The 22,095-nt window shown below is 60.5% G+C and carries 17 protein-coding genes and 1 pseudogene; 7 read left to right on the top strand and 11 right to left on the bottom strand.

What is annotated here, in order from left to right:
• Window positions 1-71: 71 nt before the first annotated feature.
• From AC07N4_RS00420 to AC07N4_RS00390, 7 genes are all read right to left on the bottom strand, one after another.
• The gene (locus tag AC07N4_RS00420) at window positions 72-1,097 is read right to left on the bottom strand and encodes a GlxA family transcriptional regulator (protein WP_273536384.1); all 1,026 of its coding nucleotides are present in this window, start codon (window positions 1,095-1,097) and stop codon (window positions 72-74) included.
• A 127-nt stretch (window positions 1,098-1,224) separates the two neighbouring features.
• On the bottom strand, window positions 1,225-2,715 hold the full coding sequence (locus AC07N4_RS00415) for an aldehyde dehydrogenase (protein ID WP_493064665.1): 1,491 nt from the start codon (window positions 2,713-2,715) through the stop codon (window positions 1,225-1,227).
• Window position 2,716: 1 nt separating this feature from the next.
• A complete protein-coding gene (locus tag AC07N4_RS00410; RefSeq protein WP_493064664.1) occupies window positions 2,717-3,619 on the bottom strand; it encodes a dihydrodipicolinate synthase family protein in 903 nt (300 codons plus the stop codon).
• Window positions 3,620-3,681: 62 nt separating this feature from the next.
• A complete protein-coding gene (locus AC07N4_RS00405; RefSeq protein ID WP_493064663.1) occupies window positions 3,682-4,998 on the bottom strand; it encodes an NAD(P)/FAD-dependent oxidoreductase in 1,317 nt (438 codons plus the stop codon).
• 42 nt (window positions 4,999-5,040) lie between these two features.
• Window positions 5,041-6,063, bottom strand: coding sequence for a glycine betaine/L-proline ABC transporter substrate-binding protein ProX (proX, locus tag AC07N4_RS00400; RefSeq protein ID WP_173861380.1), 1,023 nt, complete (start codon window positions 6,061-6,063; stop codon window positions 5,041-5,043).
• A gap of 42 nt (window positions 6,064-6,105) precedes the next feature.
• Entirely contained in the window at window positions 6,106-7,059 is a 954-nt protein-coding gene (gene proW, locus AC07N4_RS00395; RefSeq protein WP_102621643.1) for a glycine betaine/L-proline ABC transporter permease ProW, read from the bottom strand.
• A 67-nt stretch (window positions 7,060-7,126) separates the two neighbouring features.
• Window positions 7,127-8,161, bottom strand: a complete 1,035-nt coding sequence (locus AC07N4_RS00390) for a quaternary amine ABC transporter ATP-binding protein (protein ID WP_096821680.1) — start codon at window positions 8,159-8,161, stop codon at window positions 7,127-7,129.
• A gap of 366 nt (window positions 8,162-8,527) precedes the next feature.
• Between AC07N4_RS00390 and AC07N4_RS00385 the strand changes: the two genes are divergently transcribed.
• The 4 genes from AC07N4_RS00385 to AC07N4_RS00370 all read left to right on the top strand — a co-directional run bounded on the left by AC07N4_RS00385 (window position 8,528) and on the right by AC07N4_RS00370 (window position 13,886).
• Window positions 8,528-9,487 carry a LysR family transcriptional regulator gene (locus AC07N4_RS00385; RefSeq protein ID WP_096821679.1) on the top strand — a complete coding sequence of 320 codons (960 nt, stop codon included), beginning with the start codon at window positions 8,528-8,530 and terminating at the stop codon, window positions 9,485-9,487.
• Between the two features lie 123 nt (window positions 9,488-9,610).
• A complete protein-coding gene (locus AC07N4_RS00380) occupies window positions 9,611-10,951 on the top strand; it encodes an MmgE/PrpD family protein (RefSeq protein WP_493064662.1) in 1,341 nt (446 codons plus the stop codon).
• A 103-nt stretch (window positions 10,952-11,054) separates the two neighbouring features.
• Window positions 11,055-12,290, top strand: coding sequence for an aromatic ring-hydroxylating oxygenase subunit alpha (locus AC07N4_RS00375; protein ID WP_493064661.1), 1,236 nt, complete (start codon window positions 11,055-11,057; stop codon window positions 12,288-12,290).
• 285 nt (window positions 12,291-12,575) lie between these two features.
• Window positions 12,576-13,886 carry an MFS transporter gene (locus AC07N4_RS00370; RefSeq protein ID WP_102621647.1) on the top strand — a complete coding sequence of 437 codons (1,311 nt, stop codon included), beginning with the start codon at window positions 12,576-12,578 and terminating at the stop codon, window positions 13,884-13,886.
• A gap of 59 nt (window positions 13,887-13,945) precedes the next feature.
• Here AC07N4_RS00370 and AC07N4_RS00365 read toward each other — a convergent pair whose 3' ends face one another.
• Complete coding sequence (locus AC07N4_RS00365) at window positions 13,946-15,934, bottom strand: peptidase U32 family protein (protein WP_493064660.1); 1,989 nt, start codon at window positions 15,932-15,934, stop codon at window positions 13,946-13,948.
• Between the two features lie 237 nt (window positions 15,935-16,171).
• On the opposite strand from AC07N4_RS00365, the gene AC07N4_RS00360 reads away from it, so the two are divergent.
• Window positions 16,172-16,666 (top strand): hypothetical protein, encoded by a 495-nt coding sequence (locus tag AC07N4_RS00360; RefSeq protein ID WP_493064659.1) that lies wholly within the window; start codon window positions 16,172-16,174, stop codon window positions 16,664-16,666.
• A gap of 83 nt (window positions 16,667-16,749) precedes the next feature.
• On the opposite strand, the gene AC07N4_RS00355 is transcribed toward AC07N4_RS00360, so the two are convergent.
• Complete coding sequence (locus AC07N4_RS00355) at window positions 16,750-17,130, bottom strand: RidA family protein (RefSeq protein ID WP_065261325.1); 381 nt, start codon at window positions 17,128-17,130, stop codon at window positions 16,750-16,752.
• A gap of 506 nt (window positions 17,131-17,636) precedes the next feature.
• On the opposite strand from AC07N4_RS00355, the gene AC07N4_RS00350 reads away from it, so the two are divergent.
• Window positions 17,637-18,020, top strand: coding sequence for a DUF6124 family protein (locus AC07N4_RS00350; protein ID WP_493064658.1), 384 nt, complete (start codon window positions 17,637-17,639; stop codon window positions 18,018-18,020).
• 51 nt (window positions 18,021-18,071) lie between these two features.
• Here the strand turns inward: AC07N4_RS00350 and AC07N4_RS00345 are convergent.
• Window positions 18,072-18,503, bottom strand: a pseudogene (locus AC07N4_RS00345) (ribonucleotide reductase barrel domain-containing protein); the annotation flags it as partial.
• Window positions 18,504-19,020: 517 nt separating this feature from the next.
• Here AC07N4_RS00345 and AC07N4_RS00340 point away from each other — a divergent pair.
• The gene (locus tag AC07N4_RS00340; protein WP_493064657.1) at window positions 19,021-20,697 is read left to right on the top strand and encodes an MFS transporter; all 1,677 of its coding nucleotides are present in this window, start codon (window positions 19,021-19,023) and stop codon (window positions 20,695-20,697) included.
• A gap of 45 nt (window positions 20,698-20,742) precedes the next feature.
• Here the strand turns inward: AC07N4_RS00340 and AC07N4_RS00335 are convergent, their stop codons facing one another.
• Window positions 20,743-22,089: an MFS transporter gene (locus AC07N4_RS00335; protein WP_493064656.1), complete on the bottom strand. Its 1,347-nt coding sequence runs from the start codon at window positions 22,087-22,089 to the stop codon at window positions 20,743-20,745.
• Between the last annotated feature and the right edge of the window lie 6 nt (window positions 22,090-22,095).

Genomic DNA, 22,095 nt, shown 5'->3' with positions numbered 1-22,095 from the left:
GTATCCGGTGGAGCTCCGGCAGCGTGTCAGCGCTGCGACTTCGGGTGTCCACGATATGCACCTTGTTCTTATCATTTGACGAGCCGTTTTTCCTTGGACGGCCGATAACCGAAATAGGCGCTGTAGCACTTGCTGAAATGGCTGGGCGAGACGAACCCGCAAGCCACCAGCACATCGACCTGCGACAGCTCGGTGTGTTGCAGCAGACGCCGGGCCTCGGTGATGCGCAGTTCCATGTAATAACGCTGCGGCGTGGTGCCCAGTTGTTCCTTGAACAGCCGCTCCAGCTGACGCCGGGAACGCCCGGCGTACACTGCCAGTTGCTCCAGCTCCAGCGGTTCTTCGAGGTTGGCGTCCATCAGCTTCACTACTTCGCGCAACGGCGCGCTGACGCTGATGTTTTCGGTGGGTTTGATCCGCCGGTAGCGCGATTCCTCGAACGCCAGAATGTCTTCGATCCCTTCGACCAGCGCTTTGTCGTGCAGACCCTTGATCCAGTCCAGTGCCATGTGGAATGCGCCGGACGGGCTCGAAGCGGTCAACCGGTCACGGTCGATCACATAGGGCTCGCTGCTGACCTGGGTGGCCTTGGAGATTTCCGCCAGCGCTGGCCGATGCTCCGGGTGAATCGCACAGCGATACCCTTCCAGCACCCCTGCCCGCCCCAGAAACCATGAACCGTTCCACAACCCGGCCAGCAACACGCCAGCCTCGGCGGCCATTTTCAGCAGACCGATGAACTCATCGCTGGCCTTCAATTCCGTACGGTAACCGCCGCAGATCACCAGCAGATCCAGTTCCTGCAACACACTCGCCTCAAGCCGTGAATCCGGGCGGATCACCAGCCCCAGATCGCTGATCACTTCGCCGTCGCTCAGGCCGAAGGTGCGTGTAGAGAACAGACCGGGGCGCAGCAGATTGGCGGTGACAAGGGTGTCCAGCGCCTGGGTGAAGGCCGGCAGGGAAAAATGCTCCAGCAGCACGAACCCGGTACGGGTCATGCGCCCCGCCCCGGAGGAAGGCTCGTTCAGGTAGCGAAGGTTCTTGCCCTTCATGCCACCGCTGAATTGGCGTCGTTCGATCAAGATGTGGTCCATCAGTTACTTGTTATGCCGCCATGCTAACCGCCGGGACGGCAAAATACTCGGGAATGAATGCAATTCGCCCCAACCGGTACAAACGTACCGATCGGGGCGAAAGTGACCTGTATAAAACCGCGATGGATCAGGAAGCGTCGATCCAGATGGTTTTCAGCTCGGTGTACTGATCATGGGCCCAGATCGACTTGTCACGCCCACCGAAACCCGACTCCTTGTAACCGCCGAAAGGCGTCGAAGCATCGCCCTCGCCGAAGCAGTTCACGGTGACGATACCGGCGCGGATCCCCCGCGAGAGTTTCAGCGCATGGCGCAGGCTGCCGGTGTAGGCCGAGGCTGCCAGGCCATAAGCCGTGTCGTTGGCCAGGCCGATCGCCTCGTCGACCGAGTTGAACGTGGTCACGCTCAGCACCGGGCCGAAGATTTCTTCCTGGAACAGACGACTGTCACGGCTGACGCCATCGACGATGGTCGGCTCGACGAAGATGTTGTCGGCCGTGTTGCCCCCCGCCAGCACCGACAGGTTTTCCTCCCGGGCATGGTCGAGGTACGAACGCACCTTCTCGAAATGCGCCTTGCTGATCATCGAGCCCAGACGGTTTTCCGGGTCCAGTGGATCGCCCATTTTCCAGTCGGCCAGATGCACCTGCACGCGTTTGAGCAGTTCGTCCTTGATGTCCGAATGCACGATCAACCGCGACGAGGCCGAGCAGTTTTCGCCCATGTTCCAGAACGCGCCGTTGACCACGTGCTGAGCGACCAGATCGACGTCTTCGACATCGTTCATCACCACCGCCGGGTTCTTGCCGCCGCACTCCAGCACGATGCGTTTCAGGTTGGATTCGCTGGAATACTTGAGAAACAAGCGCCCGGTGTCGGTGGACCCGGTGAAGCTGACCATGGCGACGTCCGGGTGACGGCCCAGCGGTTCCCCCGCTTCCTTGCCACCGCCGGGCACCACGTTGAACACACCGGCCGGAACTCCCGCCTGATGCGCCAGTTCGGCCACACGCAGGGTGCTCAGGGTGGTTTCCTTGGCCGGTTTGACCACGATGGAGCAACCAGCGGCCAGCGACGGGCCGATCTTCCACGCGAGCATCAGCAGCGGGAAATTCCACGGCAACACCAGACCGACCACGCCAATCGGTTCGCGCACCACCATGGTCACCGCGCCGTTACCGGTCGGTGCGGTCGAGTCGTAGATCTTGTCGATCAGTTCGGCGTGCCAGCGCAGGGTATGAATCGTTTCGGGCACGTCGATGTTCTGGCATTCGCGGATCGGTTTGCCGCTGTCGAGACTTTCCAGCACCGCCAGTTCATGAGAGTGGTCTTCCAGCAACTGGGCAAACCGCAGCAACACCGATTTGCGCGCCGACGGCGCCAGCCCCTGCCAGCGTCCGTCTTCGAACGCAGCCTTGGCGGCGGCGACAGCAACGTCCACGTCCTGGGCACCACACGCGGTAATTTCGGTCAACACCGCTTCTGTGGCCGGGTTGGTTGTGGTGAAGGTCTTGCCGGACAGCGCGCTGCGAAACTCGCCGTTGATGAACGCCTGATTGCGAAACTCAAGCTTCGCCGCCAGTTCGCGGTATTGCGCTTGACTCAGAAGATCGGCCATTTCAAACCTCCGCGACGATGCGCGCCACATTCTGCTTGAGGGTTTTGATCACGCTTTCCAGCACTTCCTTCTCGGACGCTTCCAGCGGCTGCATCGGCTTGCGCACGCCGCCGGCGCACAGGCCGACCAGTTCGCTGCCGTGCTTGATCGACTGAACGAACTTGCCACTTTCCAGCACATCCATCAGCGGCAACAGCGCCGACATGATCCGTCGGCCCTTGTCGAAGTTCTTCTCCAGAACGCAGGCTTCGTACAGCGCGATGTGCTCGGCCGGAATGAAGTTCGAACCGGCGCAGACCCAGCTGCGCGCGCCCCAGGCGAAGAACTCCAGGGCCATGTCGTCCCAGCCGCAGGACAGCTGGATCGAGGGATGCGAATGCGCCAGACGATGCAACTGAGCGGTGTCGCCGGAGCTTTCCTTGATCGCGACGATGTTCTTGCAACCGGCAATCGCATCGAAGAACTCAGGGCCCATCGCTACGCCCATCCGCGCCGGATAGTTGTAGAGCATGATCGGCAGACCGGCAGCCTTGTCCACGGCCAGCACGTGCGCGGCGATTTCCTTTTGCGTCGGCAAGGCATACGGCGGCGAGCCCACCAGAATGGCGTCGGCCTCGATCGACTTCGCATGCTCGGCGAAAGACACCGCATCCTCGGTGCGAATCCCGCCCGTGCCGATCACCAGCGGAATGCGGCCGTTGATCACTTCCCTGGCGCGCTCGGCCACTTTCAACCGCTCGGCGGTGGTGTGGGCGTAGTACTCGCCGGTCGAACCACCGATAACGATGCCGTGAACCCGCGACTCGATCAGGTACTCGAGCACCTCGGCGAAGGCCGAGTAATCGATCTGGCCATCGGCGGACAAAGGCGTAATGGCGGGGGTAAAGATGCCGTCAAAGTTCATAGGGTTTTCTCCAGTGTTTGCAGTGTTCAATCGCTAAGCCCTCGATGACTCGAAGACCTCATTCAACTTTCTCGACCGGCGCGGTACTGCCCCCACTTGAGGTTCATGTTCACCCCGAGGGAAAGAAACGGTTGCGGTGGATTGCCGTTGGGCCCCGGCGCTTGCAGCAGGAAATCGATCAGTTCGTCACGCTGCCCGGCCAGCCAGTCGGCCAGCAACTTGCCGGTGACCGTGCCCCGGGTCACGCCCAGGCCATTGCAACCCAGCGCGCCGTAAACGTTCGGTGCCAGTTCGCCGAAGAAGCCGTTGTGGTTCCTCGACATGGCCAGCGCCCCGCCCCAGGTGTATTCGAACGGCACGCCCGGCAGCATCGGAAAGCGCTGATCGAACGAGGCTCGGTGACGGTGCACGAACCGCTCGTTGTATTTGCTGTTGCTGCGCCCGTCGGGGTTGAAGCTGAAGCTGTTGCGGATCAGCAAGCGGTTGTCCGGCGTGCGGCGCACCGTGGTGCCGAACGGATCGGCCGGAATCGCGCCCCAGAACGGTTTGCCACCCAGGCGCGCCTGCTCTTCTTCAGTCAGCGGCCGAGTGATGCTGGCGTAGGTGTAGATGGGCAGCATTCGCCCCTGCAGAAAGCCGAAACGCATGCCGAACGAGTTGTTGGCGAGGATCAGTTTGTCGGCGGTGATGCTGCCGTAAGCGTGCTTGAGAACCGTCTGGCGGCCGTACTCCACTTCCAGAATCGGCGTGCGTTCGTACAAGGTGACGTTCGCCGGCAGACTGTCCGCCAGCCCTTTCACCAGCGCCGAAGGCTGAACCAGCACCGCGCCGGGCGTGTACAAGGCCTTGCGATAAAAGTGCGTCCCCAGGTGCGAGGGCAACTCGTCCGCATCGATCATCTGATAAGGCTGACCGAGTTTGTCGAGCCCCCGGCGATAAGCCTCCAGCACCGCAATGCCACGTTCTTCGACAGCGGCCTGATACTTACCGCAGGCTTTCATCTGGCACTCGATGTTGAACCGGTCGACCAGGCAACGCAGGATCGACTGGCCGGCCAGATTGAGTTTCAGACTCGTCCGGGCCAGGTCGATATCGCCGATGTAGTCCTCGGACCCGATGTCGTGGGGCAGATCGATGGCAAAACCGGCATTGCGACCGGACGGCCCCAACCCCACTTCCTGCGCCTCGACCAGCACCACTTCGTCATCAGGAAAACTCAGCGCCAGTTGCCGTGCAGCGGCCAGCCCGGTGAAACCGGCACCGACAATCACCCAACGGGCCGAGCGATGTCCCCGATGACCGGGCTCGGGGCTGCGTGGGCGGCTCAGGTGGAACCAGCCACAACTGTCATCATCGGCAGGTAGCGAACTGACTTTCATAGTGTTGAACCGTCTATCGTAGGGAGGACAAATCGAACCGGCTTACTTGGCCGCCGCGCGCGCATCGCTCAGCCAGCCGTCGTAGCTTTGCTGGTGGGCCTTGATCCATTCGGCGGCGTGGCGCTTGATGTCGGCGAGGGACTTCTCGCCCTGCTGCATCTTCAGGTTCTGCGCACTTTCGTCGGCGGTGCTGATGCTGACTTCGGAGAGGAACTTGCGGGCCACCGGGTTCTTCTCGGCGAATTCCTTGTTCATGACGGCATTGATCGTGTCCACCGGGAAGCCGAGGTTTTTGCCTTCGTAGAAGGTGTCCTTGCTTTCCTTGCCGTCAGGCAGATCGGTGTACGGCACCGGCAGCCAGACCACGTCACGCCCTTCGACCAGCACGCTGGAAATCCACTGCGGCACCCAGGTGAAGAACAGCACCGGTTTGCCTTGCTGGTAGCGGGCGATGGTGTCGGCCATCAACGCGAAGTACGAACCGCGGTTGTCGACAACGGTAGGTTCCAGGCCGTAAGCCTTCATGTGGTGCTCGACCATGACCTCGCAGCCCCAGCCCGGGTTGCAACCGGTCAGATCGGCCTTGCCGTCACCGTTGCTGTCGAACAGTTTGGCGATCTCGGGCTTCTTCAGATCCGACAGATCCTTGATGTGATAGGCGTCTGCGGTTTTCTTGTCGATCAGGTAACCCTGCAACACGCCCTTCATGATCTGCCCGACCTTGACCATCACGTCATCACCGCCGGCCTTTTCATAAAAGGCTTCGTGCAGGTTTTCCCATTCATGCACGGTGAAATCCGCGTCGCCGTAGGACAGCGCCAGGAACATCGCCGGGTAGTCGGTCTCCTTAGGCTGCTTGACGTCGTAGCCCAGTTCCTTGAGCCCGGCCATGACCACTTCACCGCGAAAGCGCTCTTCAGCGATGGTCGGGAATATCGGCGTGATCGACACACCGGCGCCGGGCTTGTTGGCGTCAGCCGCGTACGCTGCTGAACACAGAATCGTGCCCATGACTGAAGCAACCACACCCGCCACGACGCTTTTCTTGAGATTTGCCAGTTTCATGTTTCACCACGCTTTGGAGTTTTGATCGGTGAGCAGAAAGGTTCAGTTAATGACCGCACGAGCAACGTTCTTCTTTTTCTTCAACTTCATGACCAGGCCGACCGGCCCGCTCTCATACCAGCGCTGCCCGGTGGCCAGATCGCTGCTGCGTTCACCCATGGCCTGGGTCAGGCGATCGAGGAACACCGCAAGCAACACCAGCCCTGCCCCGCCGACACTGGCCAGGCCCATGTCGAGGCGACCGATGCCGCTGAGCACCATCAGCCCCAGCCCGCCGACCGAAATCATCGAGGCGACCACCACCATCGACAGCGACAGCATCAAGGTCTGGTTCAACCCGGCCATCATGGTCGGCGCGGCCAGCGGCAGTTGAACCTTCATCAGCATCTGCATAGGTGTGCAGCCAAAGGCCCGCGCCGCCTCGACCTTGTCCGCCGGCACCTGACGGATGCCGAGATTGGTCAGCCGTACCAGCGGCGCGACAGAGAAGATGATCGTGACAATCACACCGGGCACGTTGCCGATGCCGAACAGCATCACCACCGGCACCAGGTACACGAACGCCGGCAGGGTCTGCATGGCGTCGAGCACCGGGCGGATGATCATTTCCGTGCGGTCGCTGCGGGCACAGAGGATGCCCAGCGGAATCCCGATCACCGCGCAGAACAACAGCGAGGTCAGCACCAGCGCCAGGGTGACCATCGCGTCGCTCCACACGCCGATCAGTCCGAGCCCGGTCAACGTCGCCACACTGAAGATCGCGATGCGTTTGCCGCCGATCTGCCAGCTGATAAGCCCGGCGATGATGATGAAGACCGTCGGCGGCAACGAAAGCAGTCCCCACTGGACGCCATCGAGCACCTGATCGACCGGCCAGCGAATCGATCGAAAGACATCCCGGAAGTTATGCACCAGATATTTAAGGGCGGTTTCAACCCACGACCCCAGAGGAATATTCAAACTCTGGAAGGGATCCAGAAAGTTAAAGTCGGACATGACGCTACCTCGCACTTGCGTACTGCGTGATCATTCTTTTTAAACAGAAGCGCTGTTAAACAAGCGTTCAGTTATTACCGAGACAACTTAAAAGATGCCCCTGCGAGATCGACCCTTTATAAAGTCCAACTTCATCGACCACCGGCATCGGTGTTGAAGAAGCGGCGACTATATGAAAGATCTCGCGCAAGGAAGCGTCGGCCTTGATCGGGGTTTGACGGGCCGGGTCATACGTAATGCCCGAATCGGTTTGCGCGATATCGCCTGCCCGCAATATCCGGCTGGTGTCGAAACCGTTGAAGAAATCCCGGACATACTGGTTCACCGGGTTGCACAGCAATTCACGGGGCGTGCCGATCTGCACCACGCGCCCGCCCTCCATGATCGCGATGCGATGGCCGATGCGCACGGCTTCTTCAATGTCGTGGGAAATGAAAATGATGGTGCGATCCTGCTCAGCCTGAAGCTTGATCAGCTCGCCCTGCATCTCGCTGCGGATCATCGGATCGAGCGCGGAGAACGCTTCGTCCATCAGCAGGATGGCCGGATCGTTAGCCAGCGCCCGGGCCAGGCCGACCCGCTGTTGCATGCCGCCGGAGAGCTGATGGGGGAAGCACATTTCCTGCCCGGAAAGCCCGACCTGTTCAAGGGCGCCCATGGCCCGGCAGTAACGTTCCTTTTCGCCGACTCCGCTGATTTCCAGGCCGAAGCTGACGTTGTCGATGACGCTCATGTGCGGCATCAGGGCAAACGACTGGAAGACCATGCCCATGTCTTTGCGGCGCACCTGCAACAGGTCCTTGTCGCCCAGACCGGTGATTTCCCGACCATTCAGAAAGATGCTGCCGGCGGTGGGTTCAATCAGGCGATTGAACAGTCGGACCATGGTCGATTTGCCGGAACCGGACAAACCCATGATGACAAAGATCTCGCCTCGCTTGACCGAGAAGTTGGCATCGAACACACCAATGGCCTGCCCGGTCTTTTTGAATACTTCGGCTTTCGATGCACCTTCTTTTATCAACTTCATGGCCAGTGCTGGCTGTGAGCCGAAGACTTTATATACATTCTTGACGCAGATTATTTCGTCGGAGCGAGTCATACCTTGCCTCCATCGCGTTGTGCATATTCGGGTTCAAGCAACATGCAATCGAGCGAAACTGGTTTTAAGCGGCAGCGGTAATAGTCATATGTCGTCACGACGGGTTTCCTTTTATTATTTTTGGGCCCCCAGGAACGAGGGACGTTTCAAATTTATTAGCATCCCCGCGCTTAATCCAACGACATTTACAGGGGCAAGTTGATAACGTCGGGTTATCGATCACGCCGGCATCCGCCCCTTGCAGCAGGCATCGCCCACCAGCGACTGCGACTATCCTTGCTGCGACGCCGGCATATCCCTGCGCGCAGGCTTGGGCTACCCTCGTCGCGCTTCGCCGGGGAGCCGTATCGTGAGGAGGCCGTACGAATGACCAAGCATGTCGACCCTGACACCATCTTGCTGAAGATGCCGTCCTTGAGGGCCGTAAAGGCATTTGTCGCTGCCGCCAAGTATCAGAGTTTCACCCGTGCCGCCGAAGCATTGTGCGTTTCGCAAGCCGCCATCAGCCGGCAGATCCGCGAACTGGAAAGCTACCTGGGGGCGCAGTTGTTCACCCGTGTCGGGCGGGCCGTCGAGCTCACTTCGGCGGGTGCGCTGTTTTTCGACGCCGCGCAGCTGTCATTCGTGAACATCGCCCAGGCCGCCGAGCGCATCCGCAGCAGCCAGTCCGGCAAGAAAGTGCTGACCATCTGCTGTTCCCCGGCGTTCTCTGCGCTGTGGCTGTCGAATCACCTGCCGGAATTCTTCGCCCAGAGCGAAGGCATCGAACTGAACCTGATCACCACCCAGAATTTCCTGACCATGGAACCGGGCGTGCAACCCGACGTGTTCATCACCAAGATTTCGCGCATCCGCGAAGGCTATCGCAGCTACCCGCTGTGCCACGACCTGATCTACCCGGTGTGCACGCCGCAGTACCTGGAGCAGCACCCGGAAATCTCGACCATCGAAGGCGTGCGCGATTCGGCCCTGCTGAACCTGAGCCCTTATGGTCGCTCGCAAGTCGCCGAGCATGTCGATTGGGGCGTGTGGCTGGCGTTTCAGTCCATCGACATCGACGACCGCCCGGCGACCAGCCCGCAGATTTTCAATGCCAACGACTACAACCTGCTGATCAGCATGGTGCTGACCCATCAGGGCATCGCACTGGGCTGGAATCACCTGGTTGCGCCGCTGTTGCAGCGCGGCTTGCTGGTGCGCCCGATTGAACAGGAAGTGCAGTTGCGCAACAGCTGGCACTACCTGAGCTGCCGAGAGACGGCGGACAACGAAGACGCCCTGCGCCGGTTTCGCGACTGGATCCTGTCGAAGTTTCCGCGCCGCTAGCCATCGGTTTGGTTATCAATTGCCCGACGAAAATGTCGTTGGAGCGGCATCACCTTCCTGACTCATTGTGGAGCGGCGCCGGCCGGGATCTGGCCGGTTCCCCTCACAGGAAGGAACTGTTGAATGTCACTCTACGAATTCTGCCGCGACTTTGATTTCCTCCAGGCGCCGGCCAAGACCCGGGAGATCCTGCAGAACAGCTTGCTGGATATCATCGGTGTCATGGCCGGTGCCGCGTCCAACGACACCAGTGTGGCGCTGCGCCGTTTTGCCGTTTCACACTACCCCACCGGCGAGTACGGCAGCCGCCTGCTGTTCGACGGTCAGCGTGTGAGCCTGCTGGGCGCGGGTTGGGCCGGTGGCTTTTCCGCCGACAGCCTCGATGCCCACGAAGGCCACTTCCGATCCAAGGGGCACGCCGGCGCGACCGTGGTGCCGGCCCTCCTCGCCCTCACCGATGCCCTGCATCACCAAGGCAAAGACGTCAGCGGGCATGAGCTGTTGAGCGCGTTGTGCCTCGGTTATGAAACCGGATTGCGCGCAGGAACAGCGCTGATGGCAACCTCCCCGACTTATCACGCGTCCGGCGGTTTTTCGGCGATTGGCGTGGTCTGCGCCGGCGCCCGGCTGCTGGGTTTTGACGAGACGACATTCCGCCATGCACTCGGCATCGCCGAGTACTTCAGCGCCCGTTGCCCGATGATGCGCCTGATCGCGTTTCCGACCATGTTGCGCGACGCCCATGGCAGTGGCGCCTTTGTCGGATTGAATGCCCTGCTGATGGCCATGGAAGGCGTAACCGGTGCGCCGGCGGAAACCGTCGAGGACGCTTCGGTGGCCGAGCATTGGCTCGACCTCGGCCAGCGCTGGGAAATCGACAGCCAGTATTTCAAACCCTGGCCGGTGTGCCGCTGGGCGCAACCGGCGCTGACCGCGATGCTGCAACTGCGAAAGGAGAATCCAGCGCTCAATGCCGAGGTGATCGAAACGATCCGCGTCGAGACCTTCTACGAGTCGATGTGCCTGCAAGGTCATGCCCCGGCGGATGCCGATCAGGCGCAATACGCCCTGGCCTTTCCGCTGGCAGCGCTGATCGTCAGGGGCAAACTCGGGCCGGACGAAGTCACCGGAGAATCCATTCACGCCGCCGACATTCGCGCCTTGAGCGCGCGCATCGAGATTGTCGAAGCCGCCGATATTTCCGCGCGGTTCCCCACTGAAATCCTCTCGCGCGTCACCGTTACCCTGAAAAACGGCAACGTGCTCGTCAGCCCGATCACCGCCGCACGCGGCGATCCCGAAACGGCCCTGAGCCGCGAAGAACTGGAGCAGAAGTTCGACCTGTTCGCCTCAAGCCTCGGCCGCGAACGCAGCCTCGCGGTGAAACAGGCCATTCGCAATCTGGATCAGTCTGCGTCGGCCATCGCCACGCTCGAGCCGGTTTTCGCGCGCCCTCACCCATAACCTCAACGCATCGATTGCCCACCGGAAATGTCGTTTGTGACGGCTTTCCTGGCACAGATAGGCTGGAACCCGTTCCGGCCCTACGCGCATGACGAGGATAACAATGAATAACAACGACACCGTGGTTGACCTGATCGCCCAGCGCAAACCCTGGCACTCGCTGCCGGGCGCCCTCTACAAGGATGAAAACGTCTACCGCCAGGACCTCGAACAGATCTGGCACAAAGACTGGATTTTCGCCGGGCACACCTTCGAAATTTCCAAGCCCGGCCAGTACTTCACCCTGCAGATCGGCGATTACCCGGTCGCCGTGGTGCGCGGCAAGGACGGCGCAGTCCGCGCGTTTCACAACGCCTGCCGCCATCGCGGCGCCAAGATCTGCGAACACGAGCACGGCAAAGTCGCGAAGATGGTCTGTCCCTACCACAAGTGGACTTACGAGCTGGACGGCAACCTGCTGTACGCCGGCAACATGGGCCCGGATTTCGACAAGGCGCAGTACAACCTCAAATCCGTGCACTGCGAAATCGTGCACAGCTACATCTATGTCTGCGTCGCCACCAGGGCGCCGGACTTCGAAGGCTTTCGCAAGGCCGTCAGCCCGTTCATTGCCCCGCATTATCTGGACAACTGCAAAGTGGCTTTCGAGTCGACCATCATCGAGAACGGCAACTGGAAACTGGTGTTCGAGAACAACCGCGAGTGCTACCACTGCGACGGCTCCCACCCCGAACTGCTGAAATCCTACGTCGACAACCCGTCCGTGGGTGGCGCCGGCGGCGAAGATGATCCGCACCTGACGGCCTACTGGAACACCTGCGAGAAAGCCGGGCTGCCGAGCCGACTGGTGATGGACATCAACGGCCAGTACCGCATGACCCGCATCCCGCTGTCCTCCGGAGCCGTCAGCTACACCATGGACGGCAAGCCTGCAGTCGCAGGGCGTCTGGACAAGACCGCCGAACCGGACATCGGTGCGCTGCTGTACTTCCACTACCCGTCCACCTGGAACCACTTCCTCGGCGACCACGCCCTGAGCTTCCGGGTGCTCCCGATCAGCGCCACGCAAACCATGGTCACCACCAAATGGCTGGTGCCGGACACGGCGGTGGAAGGTGTGGATTACGACCTCGAACGCCTGACCCGAGTCTGGGTCGCCACCAACGATCAGGACCGCACGCTGGTCGAAGGTACCCAGCGTGGCGTGACCTCTCCGTCCTATGAACCGGGGCCGTACTCGGAAACAGCGGAGACCGGCGTCTGCCAGTTCGATGACTGGTACTGCGCCACGATGACGGACCGGCTCAAGGGGCCGATTCCGTTGAAGTCCGTGGGCTGACGGGCATTCGGGGCAACATCGGCCGGCCTGCGTCCCAGCGTCGCAGGCCCGGTACCTTGGCAAACGCCACACAAGGCTTAAAATCGCGCCTCCTCTTGCAGTCGCCCGACCGGCGCCTGCCCGCAGCCATGACAACCCTCAGGTTTGAACAGCCGGCCACTTTCACACAGTGCGCCAGGCTCAATCGTCCTGCCCGTTCGGCGGTCGCTTGTCTTCAACACACTTCGGCTTGGCACTCGCATGCGCAGAGGCGCACGTTCCGCTGTTCGATCACTTGAGGTTTTTATGACACCGCGTTTGCTGGCCATGGCGCTGGCGCCCCTGCTCGGGCTATTCATTGTTGCGCTGGGCAACGGCTTTCTGTCTTCTTTGACCACCTTGCGCCTGGGCGCTGCCGGCGAATCGGCGACGATGATCGGCATCGTGTCCTCGGCCTATTTCATCGGTCTGACGTTGGGGGCGATCTTCAACGACCGGCTGATCCTGCGCATCGGCCACATCCGCGCCTACAGCAGCTTCGCCTCGCTGATCGCCGCGACCATCCTGCTGCAAGGGCTGTTTTATGACACCTGGGGCTGGGTCGTCCTGCGCCTGATCAACGGCTGGGCCACGGTCGGCGTGTTTCTGGTGATCGAGAGCTGGCTGCTGCTGGCCGGCGACGCGAAGATTCGCGGGCGTCTGCTGGCGCTGTACATGATCGTCCTCTACGGCGCCGGGGTGCTCGGCCAGGCCACGCTGGGGAAAATCACCGGCCTGGGCGATACCGCACCGTTCATGGTCGCCGGCATGCTGGCGACGTTGTCGGTGTTGCCGATTGTGATCCTGCCGCGAGTGTCGCCATTACTGGAACAGGTCGAACCGCTCAAGCCACGGGCCTTGCTCGGCGTATCACCGACCGGGCTGGTCGGCTGCTTCGGCTCCGGCGTGACCATAGCGGCGATCTACACCCTGCTGCCGCTGTACCTGCAACGCATCGGCCTGAACGTCGGCGAAGTCGGCAGCATGATGGCCTGGACGATCCTCGGCGCGATGCTGTTGCAATACCCGGTCGGGCGCTGGTCCGACCGCAAGGATCGCCTGCAAGTGCTGACCGTGCTGTGCGCCGCGTGCACCGTGCTGTCGCTGGTGATCGTGCTGGTACCGCTGTCCTCGGCCATGCTCGCGGCGGCTCTGTTCCTGTTGGGCGGCGGTGTATTCGCGCTGTACCCGGTCGCCGTCAGCCACGCTGCCGACCGTGCACCGGTCGAAACGTTGGTACCGATGATTCAAGGCATGTTGTTGATCAACTCGTTGGGCTCGGCGATGAGCCCGCTGCTGATTTCGCCGGCGATGAACGCCCATGGCGGAAGCGGCCTGTTCTGGGCCTTCGCGCTGGTCAACCTGAGCATGGTGACGTTCTTCTTCTGGCGCCGTGGCAAGCGTCCGGTGCCGGCCAATCCTGCTCCGTTTGCAGCAGCGGCAACCTTCTCGCCAACTGGCGCAGAGCTGCGGGTGACCGAGGATCTGCGTCAGGCCGCGCAGGAGCATCCGCCGATGGTCGATGCGTTGAGTGGCGAAGCGGCGCCGACAACGGGATCGCGTTACGAAGCCAGTTGAGTTTCTGGCAGGCATAAAAAACCGGTGACTTTCGTCACCGGTTTTTTATTGCCTCTGAATCAGTGCGGCGCCCGAGGAATGGTCTTCATCAGGTCTTCAGGGCTGATATGCCCCACCACGCTGCCCGGCTGCGGCAGATTCAGGATGTGGCCCTTCATCTTGCCGATCACGTGCATTTCGCACGGTTTGCAGTCGAACTTCAGGGTCAGCACTTCGTCGCCGTGAATCAGCTGCATCGGCGCGACTTTGGTCTTCACGCCGGTCACGCCTTTGGCCTGTTTCGGGCACAGGTTGAAGGAGAACCGCAGGCAGTGCTTGGTGATCATCACCGGCACTTCGCCCGCTTCTTCGTGGGCCTCGTACGCGGCGTCGATCAGCTTCACGCCGTGGCGGTGATAGAAATCACGGGCCTTCTGGTTGTAGACGTTGGCCAGGAACGACAGGTGCGCTTCCGGGTACACTGGCGGTGGCGTGGTCTCGGCCTTGCGCCCGCCACGCGGGTGGGCGGCAACGCGGGCGGCCGTCAGCGCTTCGATCACTTCACGGCGCAACGACTTGAGCTGCGAGTTCGGGATGAAGAACGCTTGCGGCGCATCGAGTTTAATCGAGGTCGCGTGGTACTCGGTGGTGCCGAGCTGGCCGAGCAGATCGTGCAAGGTGTCCAGCGCCTGTTCCGGTTTGTTGGCGACGCCGAACGGGCCTTCCAGCGCAACGCTGGCGCTGATGCCCTCTTCGCTGGTCACGGTCAGTTCCAGACGCTCTTCACGCAGCTTCGCCAGCCAGCTCACGCCGATACGACGCTCGGCAGAAGTCTTGAGCAAGGCCTGCTGCCAGTTGTGGTCGAGGTTGCGGTTCAGCGGATGGTTCGGGCGCAGCTTGTACAGGCCTTCCGGCATTTCATTCGGCTCGACGCGGTAGCGGTAGCGCTTCTCGCCTTCTTCCTCGAACTCGCCCTTGGCTTCGGCGATGTTGGCGCGGAAACCCACCACTTCGCGCTTGACCAGCACGTTGAGGCCGTCGCCGTTCGACAGCGGCTCGTGGGTGATCACTTGCATGTCACGCTTGCCGACTTTCTCGACCACGCCCACTGCCAGACCGGTGAAGGTCGGCGAATCGAACGCGCCGATGTCGATCTTGCGCTCGCTGACGAAGTAATCGGTGCTGCCACGGTGGAAGGTCTTTTCCGGATCCGGCATGAAGAAATGCGCGGTACGGCCGCTAGAGGCGCGGGCCAGATCCGGACGGTCGTTGAGCACGTCGTCGAGGCGCTGACGGTAATAGGCGGTGATGTTCTTCACATAGCCCATGTCCTTGTAGCGACCTTCGATCTTGAACGAGCGCACACCGGCCTCGACCAGTGCGCGGATGTTGGCGCTCTGGTTGTTGTCCTTCATCGACAGCAGGTGTTTTTCGTAGGCGATCACGCCACCCTTTTCGTCTTTCAGGGTGTACGGCAGACGGCAGGCCTGGGAGCAGTCGCCACGGTTGGCACTGCGCCCGGTCTGCGCGTGGGAAATGTTGCACTGGCCGGAAAACGCCACGCACAACGCGCCGTGAATGAAGAACTCGATGGCGGCATCGGTTTCATCGGCGATCGCGCGGATTTCCTTGAGGTTCAGTTCACGGGCCAGAACCAGTTGCGAGAAACCGGCCTGATCGAGGAACTTCGCCCGCTCAAGGGTGCGGATGTCGGTCTGGGTGCTGGCGTGCAGCTCGATGGGTGGAATGTCCAGCTCCATCACGCCCAGATCCTGGACGATCAGCGCATCGACGCCGGCGTCGTACAACTGATGGATGAGCTTGCGCGCCGGCTCCAGTTCGTTGTCGTGCAGGATGGTGTTGATGGTGGTGAAGATGCGCGCGTGATAGCGACGGGCAAATTCCACCAGTTCGGCGATTTCGCTCACCTCGTTGCACGCGTTGTGGCGCGCACCGAAGCTCGGGCCGCCGATGTACACCGCGTCGGCGCCATGCAGGATGGCCTCGCGGGCGATGGCCACGTCACGGGCGGGGCTGAGCAGTTCCAGGTGATGTTTGGGCAAGGACATATGTTTTTTTAGTCAGGCTGTCACGGTCGAGGCGCGCATTGTACCTGCGAAAGGCCTGACCGGCACCCATGGGGCGATGTGATGCAGGAAGTCGCTAGCACAGTTTCGAGGATCGCATAACTGTAAGTTCTGTCAGTGGTTGAGCTGCGCCATATAGAACACACTTCCTGTCAGATACTTCCGAGCATTGAAGTATCTTTTCGCCTTGTCAACTTTTACATAAAGAGGAACTTGATAATGGACAACGAATTTTATCGGGCACACGACTGCAACCCGAAAACACTGAAAGACGACAACGTCCCCACAGGAGATAACAATCTTTTCGAAGCTGTTTTTCGCCCGCCATTCCCGAATATAGAGGAGAGGTTTATAGCCACTGTTTTTTTCTATGAGTCTTTGGTGGAAGGCACTGTCAGCGTCATCGGGCGCATTCCATACCCCGAAGCATTTCAACAATTTTCGTTCGTAATACCTTGTTCAACAGAGGATGGAACGTACCAAATCACTGAAGCGGACACGGGGATTTCGGCAGCATTCATTACTGGCTACGTAGGAATAATTCGCTTAGTAAAAGGCACAATCAAATTCAGCAGAGACAAGGTGCGAAACACTATTGATGCATCTTTTAGTGTGTACATCCCCCACAAACACGAGGAGGAGGAAACAGAGGAATATCACGCCGAAGGGAGAATCTTTCTGAACGCCACAGGCCCGCTTTGTGTGGAAGGCTAATCAGGTTGTATTCGAGAAATATTGAAGCGCAGCCGAACCTGAATATCCCTGTCCGGCGTGCGCTTCTTTTTTTGCGGTAGGAATCAGGCCTTGGCGGCCATTGCGGTGACTTCCACCTTCATCCCCTCAACCGCCAGCGCCGCCACGCCAACCGCGGCGCGCACCGGCCAAGGCTTGGCGAAGAAGCGCTTGTACACCTCGTTGAACGCGGCGCGATCAGCCATGTCGGTCAGATAAATGGTCAGGTGCAGCACGCGGTCCATCGAACTGCCGGCCTTTTCCAGTGCGACTTTCAGCGCCTGCAGCGTGCATTCGCTTTGCGCAGTGACGTCGCCCAGTTCCAGGCTGCCGTCGGCACGGGTCGGAATCTGGGTCGACATCAGGATGCCGTTGAATTCGGTCACGTCCGAAGAGATCGAGTCTGCATCCGGATCCGGGGTGTAGGTGATGTCTTGGTTGGCCATGGGAAAGTCCTTCGCTGGCAGTGAGGACGGCGCCATCGCGCGCCGTTTCGGGCGGCCAGTTTACAGACACGGCGACGGGTTTGAAGTCATGGCGGTTTTTGGGGTGATTTCTGACGGATGTTTCAGCGTGTTTTGTTGGCTGATAAACAGGTTTCGATGCGTGTGTTTAAAGACACCTGGAGTTACGCGCAATTGCCCACAAATCCTTGCGCCAGAGCCTACGGCTACGCCAGAATCCGCCGGCTTGTGCGCCTTGGGGTCGGCCGGTAACTTGGATCGGGTCACTGATTCGCAGTGATCGGGTTTAGCAGCCCGGACAGGATGGACTTACGGTTGCATTGGCATCATCAGTCAGGTACTCACCTGCGCTTGATGGTAGCTGTGTGCATGGCATCTTCGGGTGCGCCGGGTTTGGTCTTCCTTCCGGTCTGCTAACTTGCGCACAGCTGCCACCCCCTTCGTTTAGCAGCGAACAGGTTGCGGCTCTACTGTAAAAGGAAGATCGCATGTTCAAAGCAACTCCAAATCCCCCGGTCACCGAACCGGCCAGCATCACCGACCCAACTTCCCCCTACGAATGCCCTGACTCGAAGAAATTCAACGAAGCCGCCAACCGCGCCCTCGACTACCACCTCGGCCCGATCTCAGCCCACATGATGGCCGCGCCCTACTCCCCCAACCGCCTCTACCAGGCCAACCCGGCCAGCAACAACGAATCCCTGCTCGCCGACGCCGTCGAAACCCTGGGCTCGGCCAACGTCATGCTCAACAACTTCGTCGACCTTCTCGAAGGCCCCCACCGCAAAACCGCGCAAGGTATCGCGCAGATCGTGATGCTGGCGGAACTGGCGGTGAATCAGGTGCTGGATAACGTTGTGCCGACGGAATAATCCGCATCGGCGAAGCTTGTCTTCGCTAACACAAAACATAAAAGGGGACGATTAAGTAAATCTGTCCCCATTTTTCTCTGGAGCCGGGCCGGCAGGGGCTGCCAGGACCGAGTCGTCGCCGTGGTTGCCGCCGCTGGAAACAGCGTTCAGCTTGCCGGTGTTGATGGTCGACTTCTCGGTGCTGGTCGCGGCCAGGGCACGGAGGTAGTAGGTGGTTTTCAGGCCACGGTACCAGGCCATGCGGTAGGTCACGTCCAGCTTCTTGCCCGATGCGCCGGCGATGTACAGGTTCAGCGACTGGGCCTGGTCGATCCACTTCTGACGACGGCTGGCGGCGTAAACGATCCACTTGGTGTCCACTTCGAACGCGGTCGCGTAGAGCTCTTTGAGTTCTTGCGGGATGCGCTCGATCTGCTGAACCGAACCGTCGTAGTACTTCAGGTCGTTGATCATGACCGAGTCCCACAGACCGCGAGCCTTCAGCAAAGGGGACAGATTTATTTTCCAAACCCACCTACCAAAAGTATCAACACAAACATCCGCAGCCGCACCTGACAGAAATGACAGTTTTTAATACTTATTCAGAACTACCAAAATTCTGAAAAACTATAAAAACAAAGGGGACAGATTTATTTCCTGCACACCCACAAGCAAAGTATCAACACAAATAACCGCAACCACACCTGACAGAAATTACAGTTTTTAATACATATTCAGAACAACCAAAATTCTGAATAACTATAAAAGCCACGGACGCAAACTCATTTAACTCACCCCCTCTCCGAACCAACCAATCCATCTCCATTTCGCCCCACACCCACCGCCCCCACTGGATATCCCCCCAATCCCAATTATGCTCAAAGAAACCCCGCCCTCCCGCGAGGTCGAGAGTCTGTGCACGCTCCAAGAAACACCAGCTCCAGCACCAACCAAAGGCCTCGGGTACGCGATGTTGATGAAGTGCTCCGGCCTACAACAACAAGCACGACGGAGAACACCCATGGCAGTACTCGACAGCATGTCCACCGGCAGTGCCCCGCACCACAGCGTCAGCCGAGAGGAGCGCAAGGTCATCTTCGCCTCCTCCCTCGGCACGGTGTTCGAGTGGTACGACTTCTACCTCTACGGCTCGCTCGCCGCGATCATCGCCAAGCACTTCTTCGCCGGGGTCAACGAGACCACGGCCTTCATTTTCGCCCTGCTCGCCTTCGCCGCCGGTTTTGCGGTGCGGCCGTTTGGGGCGGTGGTGTTCGGGCGGTTGGGTGACATGATCGGGCGCAAGCACACGTTTCTGATCACGATAGTGATCATGGGGGTGTCGACGGCGATTGTGGGGTTCCTGCCGGGTTACGCGACCATCGGGGTCGCGGCGCCGATCATTCTGATCACCCTGCGATTGTTGCAAGGTCTGGCGCTGGGCGGTGAATACGGTGGCGCGGCGACCTATGTCGCAGAGCATGCGCCGAAGGGCAAGCGCGGGTATTTCACGTCTTGGATTCAGACGACGGCGACGCTGGGGCTGTTTCTGTCGCTGCTGGTGATTCTGGCCTGCCGCACCGCGCTGGGCACCGAGGCGTTCGAGGCCTGGGGCTGGCGGATTCCGTTCCTGCTGTCGATCTTCTTGCTGGCCGTGTCGGTGTACATCCGTCTGCAACTGAACGAGTCACCGGTGTTCATGAAGATGAAGGCCGAAGGCAAATCCTCGAAAGCGCCGCTGACCGAATCCTTCGCCCGTTGGGACAACCTGAAAATCGTGATCATGGCCCTGCTTGGCGGCACCGCAGGGCAAGCGGTGGTCTGGTACACCGGGCAGTTCTACGCGCTGTTTTTCCTGCTGCAAACACTGAAGATCGACCCGCAAACCGCCAACCTGCTGATCGCCGGTTCGCTGCTGATCGGCACGCCGTTTTTCGTGATTTTCGGCAGCCTGTCCGATCGCATCGGGCGCAAGGGCATCATCATGGCCGGGTGCATTCTGGCGGCGGTGACCTACTTCCCGATCTTCCACGCGCTGACCCAGTACGGTAACCCCGACGTGTTCATCGCCCAAGAGAAGAACCCGGTCAAAGTGGTCGCCAACCCTGACCAGTGCTCGTTCCAGTTCGATCCGGTGGGCAAGGCCAAATTCACCAGTTCCTGCGACCTGGCGAAAACCATTCTGGCCAAACGGGCGATCCCCTACGAAAACGTGGTGGCGGAACCGGGCACCGTGGCCCAGGTGCGCATCGGCGACAAGGTCATCGAAAGTTTCGAAGGCACCGCCATGCCAGCCGCCGACTTCAAGACCCGCAACGACGCCTTCACCGCCAGCCTCGGTACCGCGTTGAAAGAAGCCGGTTACCCGGAAAAAGCCGACCCGGCCAAGACCAATTACCCGATAGTGCTGCTCCTGCTGACCGTGCTGGTGATCTACGTGACCATGGTTTACGGCCCGATTGCGGCATGGCTGGTTGAGCTGTTCCCGGCGCGCATCCGCTACACCTCGATGTCGCTGCCCTATCACATCGGCAACGGCTGGTTCGGCGGGTTCCTGCCGACCGTGGCGTTCGCCATGGTCGCGGCCACCGGGGATATCTATTACGGCCTGTGGTACCCGATTGTCATCGCAGTGATGACGGCGACTCTCGGCATTTTCTTCATGCCGGAAACCAAGGATCGGGACATCCATCACACCTGAGGATAGAGCGCCGCCCGCTTCTGCAAAGAAGGGGCGGCGCCAGCCTCACCGTGTTTCCCAGCGTTGCACGGCAGGCGGGATTGTCGAAGCAGCCGTCACTGACGCATCGATTTCTTCCAGACTCAAGTGCGCGGTCTCCTTGAGGAAGAACGAGCAGACCGCCACGATCCCCAACGCCACCGCGCCGTAAACTGCTACGCCAAACGCGTCGTGGTTGTTGGCGATCAGAATGGCCGTGGCCACACTCGATGCCGTCCCGCCTCCCAGCGCGGCACCGATCTGGTACGCCGCCGACATCCCTGAATAACGCATGTCCCGTGGAAATTGCTCGGCCAGGAACGCCGGGATCGGCCCTTGCGTTGCGCCCATGAACGCACCGATCACGATGTAGGCGAGCGTGGAGATCAACAGACTTTTCAGGCCCACCAACGGGAAGAACATGAAGAACCCGGCCGCCATGATGAATGCCCCCAGGATCATCACCTTGCGCCGGCCGATGCGGTCGGAAAGCAAGGCAAACAGCGGCGCGGTGATGACAATGGCGACCGACAGCGCGATGTCGAAAATCAGCGCATCGGTGCTGCCATAGCCCAACTGCGTGGCGTAGGACAGGAAGAACGTGCTGCCGATATACGCGATGGTCACGTAGCCAAACGCGATGCCAGTGCACAGCAACATGGCCCGAGGTCGCGCACGCAACGCTTCAATCAACGGCATGCGCCCGTGGACGTTCGGTTCGTTGAGTGACTGCGCCGGTTTCTGTAACCGCGCATACAGCCCGACCAGCACCAGCACACCGCCCAGCCAGAACGGAATGCGCCAGGCAAAACCGGCGAGGTCATCGTTGGCCGCCACGCTGACCACAGCGAACACCGCCGAGCCGAGAATCCCACCGATGCCGATGCCCATGCTGGTGAAGCTGCCCCACAACCCTCGACGCCCCACGGGTGCCGACTCGATGCCGAACAGCGCCGCCCCGCCCCACTCGCCTCCCGCCGCAAAGCCCTGCACCAGTCGCAGCAGCACCAGCAACGCCGGCGCGCCCAAACCGATCGACGCGTAGCCCGGCAGGCACCCGATCAGAAACGTACTGAGCCCCATCAACAACAAGGTGATGACCAGCATTTTCTGGCGGCCGAGCTTGTCGCCGTAATGCCCGAACACCATGCCGCCCAACGGCCGGGCGAAGAACCCCGCGCCGAACGCGCCAAAGGCAACGAGCGTCGCCGTGAGCGGATCCATCTGCGGGAAAAACACCTTCGGAAACACCAGCGCGGCGGCGGTTCCGTAGATCACGAAGTCATAGAACTCCAGGGCGGTGCCCATGCCGGAGACGAAGAAGGTTCTCAGCGCCGACGGTGAACCCGCCGTGCGTTCAGGGTGACTGGCCATGTGGGG

This window comes from Pseudomonas sp. GW821-FHT09E04, assembly GCF_059416185.1.
The sequence above is the reverse complement of the archived record's forward strand: the minus strand, read 5'-3'. Positions and strand labels throughout refer to the sequence as shown.

Excerpts from the sequence above, each read along its gene's own strand:
- AC07N4_RS00420 (WP_273536384.1), bottom strand. The coding sequence starts at position 1,097 with ATGGACCACATCTTGATCGAACGACGCCAATTCAGCGGTGGCATGAAG.
- AC07N4_RS00415 (WP_493064665.1), bottom strand. The coding sequence starts at position 2,715 with ATGGCCGATCTTCTGAGTCAAGCGCAATACCGCGAACTGGCGGCGAAG.
- AC07N4_RS00410 (WP_493064664.1), bottom strand. The coding sequence starts at position 3,619 with ATGAACTTTGACGGCATCTTTACCCCCGCCATTACGCCTTTGTCCGCC.
- AC07N4_RS00405 (WP_493064663.1), bottom strand. The coding sequence starts at position 4,998 with ATGAAAGTCAGTTCGCTACCTGCCGATGATGACAGTTGTGGCTGGTTC.
- proX (WP_173861380.1), bottom strand. The coding sequence starts at position 6,063 with ATGAAACTGGCAAATCTCAAGAAAAGCGTCGTGGCGGGTGTGGTTGCT.
- proW (WP_102621643.1), bottom strand. The coding sequence starts at position 7,059 with ATGTCCGACTTTAACTTTCTGGATCCCTTCCAGAGTTTGAATATTCCT.
- AC07N4_RS00390 (WP_096821680.1), bottom strand. The coding sequence starts at position 8,161 with ATGACTCGCTCCGACGAAATAATCTGCGTCAAGAATGTATATAAAGTC.
- AC07N4_RS00385 (WP_096821679.1), top strand. The coding sequence starts at position 8,528 with ATGACCAAGCATGTCGACCCTGACACCATCTTGCTGAAGATGCCGTCC.
- AC07N4_RS00380 (WP_493064662.1), top strand. The coding sequence starts at position 9,611 with ATGTCACTCTACGAATTCTGCCGCGACTTTGATTTCCTCCAGGCGCCG.
- AC07N4_RS00375 (WP_493064661.1), top strand. The coding sequence starts at position 11,055 with ATGAATAACAACGACACCGTGGTTGACCTGATCGCCCAGCGCAAACCC.
- AC07N4_RS00370 (WP_102621647.1), top strand. The coding sequence starts at position 12,576 with ATGACACCGCGTTTGCTGGCCATGGCGCTGGCGCCCCTGCTCGGGCTA.
- AC07N4_RS00365 (WP_493064660.1), bottom strand. The coding sequence starts at position 15,934 with ATGTCCTTGCCCAAACATCACCTGGAACTGCTCAGCCCCGCCCGTGAC.
- AC07N4_RS00360 (WP_493064659.1), top strand. The coding sequence starts at position 16,172 with ATGGACAACGAATTTTATCGGGCACACGACTGCAACCCGAAAACACTG.
- AC07N4_RS00355 (WP_065261325.1), bottom strand. The coding sequence starts at position 17,130 with ATGGCCAACCAAGACATCACCTACACCCCGGATCCGGATGCAGACTCG.
- AC07N4_RS00350 (WP_493064658.1), top strand. The coding sequence starts at position 17,637 with ATGTTCAAAGCAACTCCAAATCCCCCGGTCACCGAACCGGCCAGCATC.
- AC07N4_RS00340 (WP_493064657.1), top strand. The coding sequence starts at position 19,021 with ATGGCAGTACTCGACAGCATGTCCACCGGCAGTGCCCCGCACCACAGC.
- AC07N4_RS00335 (WP_493064656.1), bottom strand. The coding sequence starts at position 22,089 with ATGGCCAGTCACCCTGAACGCACGGCGGGTTCACCGTCGGCGCTGAGA.